Source organism: Microvirga calopogonii (assembly GCF_003347665.1).
GTDB lineage: Bacteria > Pseudomonadota > Alphaproteobacteria > Rhizobiales > Beijerinckiaceae > Microvirga > Microvirga calopogonii.
Genome location: NZ_QDGA01000208.1, coordinates 1 through 3,043 on the forward strand (window position 1 = coordinate 1; position 3,043 = coordinate 3,043).

At 65.8% G+C, this 3,043-nt stretch carries 2 protein-coding genes; both read left to right on the forward strand.

Going from position 1 to position 3,043, the window contains the following annotated elements:
• Window positions 1-168: 168 nt before the first annotated feature.
• Window positions 169-1,710, forward strand: coding sequence for an IS21 family transposase (gene istA, locus DDF70_RS35795; protein ID WP_281024360.1), 1,542 nt, complete (start codon window positions 169-171; stop codon window positions 1,708-1,710).
• Between the two features lie 11 nt (window positions 1,711-1,721).
• Window positions 1,722-2,474: an IS21-like element helper ATPase IstB gene (gene istB, locus DDF70_RS35800; protein ID WP_114945129.1), complete on the forward strand. Its 753-nt coding sequence runs from the start codon at window positions 1,722-1,724 to the stop codon at window positions 2,472-2,474.
• Window positions 2,475-3,043 lie beyond the last annotated feature (569 nt).

Below are 3,043 nucleotides of genomic sequence, written 5' to 3' on the forward strand. Positions count from 1 at the left end.
TGCGGATTCCGATTCAATCCGGACGGGGATTCCGATTTGACGCCGGACAGCATTCCGGAATGAAGCCGGACACCGTTCCGATCAATTACCGGACACTTTCCCCACTCTGATGATCCCCTGGGTCAGCAACTCGGGCATCACCCTCCTCACGTCATCGAGGAGAATGGAATGCCCGCCAAGAGGAAGCTGACCATGAGACAGTTGAGACAGATGCTGCGCCTGGCCCGGGACGGCATCAGCGTGCGTGACATCGCCGAGAGGCTCGGGATCGCGCGCAGCACCGTCCAGGAGAACCTCAAGCGCGCCGAGCAGGCCGGCTTGAGCTGGCCCTTGCCCGGCGACCTGACCGACGAGGCCCTGGAGAACAGGCTTTTCGCCCGCGCCGGCGTCAAGCAGGGACAGCGCCGGCGGCCCGAGCCCCACTGGGCCGAAGCCATCGTCGAATTGAAGAAGCCCGGCGTCACCCTGCAAATCCTCTGGGAGGAGTACCGGGCCGTCCATTCCAACGGCTATGGCTACAGCCGCTTCTGCGAGCTCTTCCGCTCGTTTGAGAGCCGGCTCTCGCCGACCATGCGCCAGGACCATATTGCCGGCGACAAAGTGTTCGTCGACTATTCCGGCAAGAAGATCGCCATCGTTGATTCCGACACCGGCGAGATCCGCCAGGCCGAGATCTTCGTCGCCGTGCTCGGCGCCTCCAACTTCACCTACGCTGAGGCGACCTGGACCCAGTCCCTGCCGGACTGGATTGGCGCGCATGGGCGCATGTTCCGCGTCTTCGGCGGCGTTCCGCGCCTGATCGTGCCGGACAATCTCAAGTCAGGGGTCAACCGGGCCTCGTTCTACGATCCCGAGATCAACCGCAGCTACGGCATGATGGCCGCGCATTACGGCATCGGCATCCTGCCGGCGCGGCCACGAAAGCCCAAGGACAAAGCCAAAGTGGAGAATGGCGTGCGCTTTGCCCAGACCTGCATTCTCGGACGGCTGCGGCACCAGACTTTCTTCTCGCTGGCCGAAGCCAATGCGGCGATTGCCGGCGCGTGCGAGCGCATCAACGATCATGTCGTGCGCCGCCTCGGGGTCAGCCGCCGGCATCTCTTCGAGACGATGGAGCGCCCGGCGCTCGCGCCGCTGCCGGGCGACGACTACGAGTTCGCCGAATGGCGCTTCGTGCGGGTCGGCACGGACTATCACGTCGAGTACGACGGCTTCTTCTATTCGGTTCCGCACGGCCTGATCCGCGCGCAGGTCGACCTGCGGGCCACCAGCCGCACGATCGAGATCTTCCACCGCGGCCAGCGCGTGGCAACCCATCAGCGCCGCTACGGTGGGCGCCGGCACGGCACCGACCCGGACCACATGCCGAGTTCCCATCGGCGCTATGCCGACTGGACCCCGGAGCGCTTCCGCCGTTGGGCGGCGTCCGTCGGCCCTCAGACGGAAGGTCTGATCACGGCTATTCTGGCGCGCCGCCCGCATCCTGAGCAGGGCTTCCGGACTTGCCTCGGGGTTCTGCGCCTGTTGCGCGATCTCGAACCCGCTCGCGCTGAAGCGGTGTCGGCCCGCGCTCTCCAGATCGGGGCGCTCACCTCCAAGAGCATCGCCTCGATCCTGGCCAACCGCCTGGCCGCCCAACCCGCCCGCGACCCCGAGCCCACCGCCATTCTGGAGCACGCCAACCTGCGCGGCCCCGGCTACTTCCACTAAGGAGATCCTGCATGTTGACCCATCCCACTCTCGCTCTGCTGGCCGATCTTGGTCTTCACGGCATGGCCAGTGCCTTCAAGGCTCTGCAATCCCAGCCCGAGGCTCGGGCTCTCGAGCATGGCGACTGGCTTGCACTGCTGCTCGAACGCGAGGCGACGCTGCGCTGTCAGAAGCGGTTTGAGAGCCGGGCGCGGGCGGCCCGCCTGCGCCATGACGCGCATGTCGAGGATGTCGACTTCAGGGCGGCGCGCGGTCTCGACCGCGGGCTCTTTCTCAAGCTGGCCGGCTGCGATTGGATCCGTGAACGACGCGGGCTCCTGCTGACCGGACCAGCCGGGGTCGGCAAAAGCTGGTTGGCCTGCGCGCTGGGCCAGAAGGCGTGCCGGGAGGACTTCTCGGTCGCTTATCACCGTGCCCCGCGGCTGTTTGCGGCGCTTGGTCTGGCCCGCGGGGACGGCCGCTACGCGCGCATGCTCAAGGCGCTGGCCCGCGTGGATCTTCTCATCCTTGATGATTGGGGGCCCGAGAAGCTCGCTGACGATCAGCGGCGGGATCTGCTGGAGATCGTCGAGGACCGGTACGAGCGGCGCTCCACCATCGTGACGAGCCAGATCCCGGTCGACCGCTGGTATGAGATCATCGGCAATCCGACCATCGCCGATGCGATCCTGGATCGCCTGGTCCACAATGCTTACAGGATTGAACTGTCCGGCGAGAGCCTGCGCAAGCAGCGCTCCCCGGCCGCTGCATCATCGTCCGATTGACGACCGGCCAATCCCACTCCACCATCTCCCATGACCCAGGATCAAACGAGGAGAGTGTCCGGCTTCAGATCGGAACGCTGTCCGGAATGAAATCGGAATGGGTGTCCGGCTTCACCTTGGAATACGCGTCCGGCTTCACCGGTATCCGCAGCTTGGCACCTGGAGGACAAGGATGGCGAGCAGCGCCTGAGGATCGAGTGGGTGGAGACGGGTGTGCCGGTCCTCTCGCTCGCGCCCCGGCGCAGCGGCTTCGGGACCGAGCTTCTGACGCAGACCTTACCCTACCAGCTCAGGGGAACAACGACGCTGACGTTCAAGCCCGGCGGGCTGCAATGCACCGTCGAGTTCCCGGCCGAGGGGGTGTTGCAATAGCAGGAGCCGGCTGATCGGTGCGACTGGCGCGCCGGTGCTGCAACTCTCTTTTGCGCGTGCGTCCGACGCCCGGTTCGGCTGTGATCCAAGCAGCCGGCACGAAGGTCGCCTAATGGGATGGTCCGGCCGTGCTTCTGCCCCGCTTGCCTGTAAGCTGTGGGGCTTCGAGCCACGCAAGGAGCACGTCTCATGTCACG

Coding starts and splice junctions, on each gene's coding strand:
- istB (WP_114945129.1), top strand. CDS start 1,722: ATGTTGACCCATCCCACTCTCGCTCTGCTGGCCGATCTTGGTCTTCAC.
- istA (WP_281024360.1), top strand. CDS start 169: ATGCCCGCCAAGAGGAAGCTGACCATGAGACAGTTGAGACAGATGCTG.